Below are 4,671 nucleotides of genomic sequence, written 5' to 3'. Positions count from 1 at the left end.
AACGTCCAGGCCCAGTGGAAAGGACGCACGACGCCGGCCCTCCCCAAACGCTGGTAGTCCAGGTACGCGAAGAACACCGAGAGGCCGTAGATGACCAGGCTTGAGGCCATCAGCAGGAAATACCCCGGCGTGTACATCGAGAACGGGTCCAAGGTGGTGACGCCCTGCCGCGTGGTGATGACCCGGAACTCAGGCTGCCAGGTCAGCATGAACAGCACCGAGACCAACGGAAGTAGCGTGATGGCCCAAATGAACGGGTTGTAGACGGGCGTCTCATCGCTGATCGGGGTACGCGGAGCTTTGAACGCGGGCTGGTACTGCACCTGCTGGTACTGCATCGGCTGTGAAACCTGATGGGAGGCCTGCTGCGGAGCCAAGTGGGCAGTCCAGGCGCGGCCGTCCCACCAGCGGACAAGTCGCGGATCTGAAGGGTCCGGATACCATCCCGGAGGCGTTGCGGAACCGGGCGTTGATTGAGTCATATCTCCCCCACATTGAGTCGTCTTCCGAGAATATCGCGATTGCTGCCCCTCGGTTGCCAAGCACCTCTCCCCAGTGCCTGTCAGGTGGTGTATGAGTGGAAGATGAGCTTCTTCGACGCCCTCCCCGAGCCTCCCGAACGGGCACGTCAACCCCAGCCAATCAGGCCGGGGTGGGCCGGGCCGCCGTCGGACGAATTGCCCGGCGTGGTCCCGCTTGGCGGGTTTGTGCACAAGAACCGGCGGATGGTGGTGGCTTTGAAGTTGGTAGAGGTGTACTCCACGGGCTGCCTGTTGGACCTGGTGTGGTCTGTTCGACGCGTGGATGAGTCGGACCAGGAATGGCGGGAAATCGTGGAGGAGAGCTATAACCACCCGCGGTCCAGCCTGGATACCAGGACGGGACTTGAAGTAGGGGTGGCTTTTGCGGACGGACGCAAAGCTGTCGCGGCCATTCACGGACCGGCGTCCTTTGAAGAGGGTGACGACATTACCGGCCCTGTCCTGACAACCTTGGGCGGCGGCGGAGGGAGCAACAACGCCGAGTCCGTCCAGTTCACCGGACGGTATTGGCTGTGGCCGTTGCCGCTGGAAGGGGACTGCACGCTGGCGATCAGGTGGCGGGCCTTGGGGATCCCTGAGGGCTCGCTCGTCCTGCCCGGCGAGCATCTGGAAGAAGCCTTGGGGCGAGTGCAGAAGTACTGGACTGAATGACTTTTCCACATAGCCGGGTTGGCCCGTATTTGGGGCGGAAGGCCGCCGGTACAGTGGCACTATGCCTGCACTTCCCTCCCTAGAAGAACTCGTCGATTCGGCCCACGTGGTCTCGTTGCCCATGCGGGTGAAGTTCCGCGGCATCATGGAGCGCGAGACTCTCCTGCTCCGCGGGCCGGTGGGGTGGGGCGAGTTTTGCCCATTCCCCGAATACGACGACCACGAGTCCTCTCCCTGGCTTGCCGCCGCCTTGGAAGCAGGGTGGATGGGGTTCCCCCCTCCGCTGCGGTCGGCCATCCCGGTCAACGCGACAGTTCCCGCCGTTCCCGCAGAGCGCGTCCCGGAGGTGCTGGGACGGTTCGGGCGCGTGGACGCTGTCAAGATCAAAGTCGCCGAACGCGGGCAATCATTGAGGGACGACGTTGCGCGGGTACACGCAGTACGTGAAGCTCTGCCCGAGGCCGCCATCCGTGTTGACGCAAACGGTGGATGGGACATCGGGCAAGCAGTGGAGGCGCTGCGCAAGCTCTCCGTTGCAGGCCTTGAATACGCTGAACAACCTGTTCCCACCATTGAGGGCCTGGCCGAGGTCCGGCGTCGGCTTTCTGAGGGAGGGACGCCCGTCCTCATCGCTGCCGACGAGAGCGTACGCAAGGAAGACGATCCCCTTCGGGTAGCCAGGGCCGGCGCCGCGGACCTCATAGTGGTCAAGGTGGCTCCACTCGGGGGAGTCCGGCGGGTACTGGACATCGTAGAGCAAGCCGGGCTGCCCGCCGTCGTCAGTTCTGCGCTGGATACCTCCGTGGGCATCCGCGCCGGGCTGGCGCTCGCAGCCGCGCTGCCTGCGCTTCCTTACGCTTGCGGACTCGGTACAGTATCGCTGTTCGAATCGGACATCACGCTGGACCCGCTGGTGGCCGACGACGGCGGCATCCAGTTACGCGAAACGGTGGCCGATCCTGGACTTCTTGAGCAGTTCGCGGCCTCGAGGGAACGCCGGGAGTGGTGGCTGGACCGACTTCGAAGGGTGCACGGAATCCTGGCGGCAAACCAGCACCCTTTGTTCACCGTTTCTTAACCGGAGAGACCTCTCAGATTCGGATTCCGCTGAAAAGCTCAGCGGGAACCTCGTACATCCTCTGGAAGGTCTTCCCCAATGTCTGAAACCACCGGACGCACGTTTCCGCTGCTCCCCATGCTCGGCCACACCAAGGGCAAGCGCAGTGCGGTTACCTGTGCTTTGAAGTGCGACAACGCCTGCTCGGGCGATGTCTGCAACACGAGCGCCAACGGCTACTTCCGTGACATCGCCTCAACGGCCATGTCCCGCCGTGCAGCACTGGGGCTCGGCGCCGCAGGAGCGCTCGCCATCGTCCTCGGTGGTGCCGTAACCGGTGGTGACACCGCTGTGGCCGACCCGGGAAACGGGCTCTCCGATGCTGCCAAGAAGGGCTTCGAGAAGTCCAAGCTCACGTTCACGGCCATCAAGCCCGTGGACGCTGCAGTGGATGCCTTCACCGTTCCGGAGGGCTTCGATTGGAAGCCGATCATCCGCTGGGGCGACCCCTTGTTTGCCGACTCACCGGCCTTTGACCTCAACGCGCAGACCGCTGCAGCCCAGGCGCGCCAGTTCGGTTACAACAACGACTACACGGACATCCTGCCCATCCCGGGTTCCAAGGACCGCCGTGCCGTGCTCTTCAGCAACCACGAGTACACCAACGAGAACATCATGCTGCCGGAAGGCTTCGACCCCAAAGAGGCACGTGCCATCGGACGCGCCGGACATGGTCTGGCTGTAGTGGAGCTCGAGCGCAAGAACAAGAACAAGCCGTGGAACTACGTCCAGGGCGCACCTCTGAACCGTCGCTTCCTCACAGATACCGTCTACGAACTGACGGGCGCCGCCGCCGGTACCAACCTGGTCAAGACGATCGATGACCCGGCAGGCCGTTGGATCAAGGGCACACTGGGCAACTGTGCCGGTGGAACCACCCCGTGGGGCACCATCCTCTCCGGCGAAGAGAACTTCAACGGCTACTTCGCTGCCCCCGGCACCAGCGACGGCGACAAGCGATACGGAATCTCCTCCAAGCCAACCACCCGTCAGTGGGAACTCGACGAGCCGCGCTTCGACACCCGCAACTCCGGCTACGCCAACGAGACCAACCGTTTCGGCTGGATCGTGGAAGTTGACCCGTTCGATCCCACGTCCGCTCCCAAGAAGCACTCCGCCATGGGCCGCTTCAAGCACGAGGGCGCCAACGTCATCGTCGCTCCTTCCGGTCACGTAGTGGCTTACATGGGCGACGACGAGCGTTTCGACTACCTCTACAAGTTCGTCTCCAAGGGCAAGTACCAGCCCGGTGACTCACGCGAAGCCCGCAAGAACAACATGAACCTGCTCTCCGAAGGCGACCTCTATGTGGCTCGCTTCACCGGTGACTCTCCTGCGGACATTGACGGCACCGGCAAGCTCCCCGCAGACGGTTCTTTCGATGGGACCGGCGAATGGCTGCCACTGGTAGTCAACGGCACCTCGGCTGTGCCCGGTATGACCGTGCCGGAGGTCCTCGTCTACACCCGCATCGCCGCAGACAAGGTGGGGCCCACCAAGATGGACCGCTGCGAAGATGTTGAACCGAACCCGCGCACGGGCAAGGTCTACGTCGCATGCACCAACAACACCGATCGCGGCAAGGCAGGCAAGGAAGGCGCCACCGAGGTCAACCCCCGCAACCTGAACCGTGACGGCCACGTCGTGGAAATCACCGAAGGCCGCGAGCAAACGGGAACCAAATTCAACTGGAGCCTCCTGTTGGTGGCCGGCGATCCCGCCAAGAACACCTCCACGTACTTCTCGGGGTTCCCGGCTGACAAGGTCTCACCCATCTCATGCCCGGACAACGTGGCCTTCGACTCCGTGGGCAACCTCTGGATCTCCACCGACGGCGCCCCCGGCACCATCGGATACGCGGACGGCCTGTTCAAGGTCACCCTCGAAGGTCCTGAGCGCGGCAAGGTGGAGCAGTTCCTCGCCGTTCCCCGCGACGCCGAGACGTGTGGTCCGATCATCCACGACGAAGAGCGCACCGTGTTTGTGGCCGTCCAGCACCCGGGCGAGGACGGCTCGTTCGCGGAGCAGAACTCCTTCTTCCCGGACTACGTCCCTGCAGGCGCCACCCCCGCTGCCGGTGCGGCCCGGGCTCCCCGCCCCTCTGTGGTTCAGGTCTTCCGCAAGTAACGCTTGGCCTCTTCCTTACTGACGAATGCTCCCCTTCCCGGTTCCAGGGAGGGGGAGCTTTTCGTCGTCCTCCGACGCTCTTCCACGTCCCGTGTGCTTGAGCGGATCCCTCGTTACCTTTTTCGTAGCCCGTTTCCTGGTGCAGGATATGGGTGTGCTGGCCTGCTGATCCCGGCATGATTGCGACCCTCTGTTGATTCGATGATCTTGAGAGTGTTGTCACCGGGGTTGGTA

The 4,671-nt window shown here is 63.4% G+C and carries 4 protein-coding genes; 3 read left to right on the top strand and 1 reads right to left on the bottom strand.

What is annotated here, in order from left to right:
- On the bottom strand, window positions 1-482 hold a 482-nt coding region (locus HP499_RS20970; RefSeq protein ID WP_172326057.1), incomplete at its 3' end, for a DUF2510 domain-containing protein.
- Window positions 483-584: 102 nt separating this feature from the next.
- Here HP499_RS20970 and HP499_RS20965 point away from each other — a divergent pair.
- The 3 genes from HP499_RS20965 (at window position 585) to HP499_RS20955 (ending at window position 4,437) form a co-directional block, all read left to right on the top strand.
- The gene (locus tag HP499_RS20965; protein ID WP_172326056.1) at window positions 585-1,193 is read left to right on the top strand and encodes a hypothetical protein; all 609 of its coding nucleotides are present in this window, start codon (window positions 585-587) and stop codon (window positions 1,191-1,193) included.
- 61 nt (window positions 1,194-1,254) lie between these two features.
- A complete protein-coding gene (locus tag HP499_RS20960) occupies window positions 1,255-2,271 on the top strand; it encodes an o-succinylbenzoate synthase (RefSeq protein WP_172326055.1) in 1,017 nt (338 codons plus the stop codon).
- 78 nt (window positions 2,272-2,349) lie between these two features.
- A complete protein-coding gene (locus HP499_RS20955; protein WP_172326054.1) occupies window positions 2,350-4,437 on the top strand; it encodes a PhoX family phosphatase in 2,088 nt (695 codons plus the stop codon).
- Window positions 4,438-4,671 lie beyond the last annotated feature (234 nt).

This window comes from Paenarthrobacter sp. CM16 (assembly GCF_013179505.1).
Lineage (GTDB): Bacteria > Actinomycetota > Actinomycetes > Actinomycetales > Micrococcaceae > Arthrobacter.
Note: the sequence above shows the minus strand (reverse complement) of the source record. Positions and strands in the feature narration are given on the sequence as shown.

What these genes read in the sequence shown, in the direction of transcription:
- HP499_RS20965 (WP_172326056.1), top strand. Translation starts at nt 585, where the DNA reads ATGAGCTTCTTCGACGCCCTCCCCGAGCCTCCCGAACGGGCACGTCAA.
- HP499_RS20960 (WP_172326055.1), top strand. Translation starts at nt 1,255, where the DNA reads ATGCCTGCACTTCCCTCCCTAGAAGAACTCGTCGATTCGGCCCACGTG.
- HP499_RS20955 (WP_172326054.1), top strand. Translation starts at nt 2,350, where the DNA reads ATGTCTGAAACCACCGGACGCACGTTTCCGCTGCTCCCCATGCTCGGC.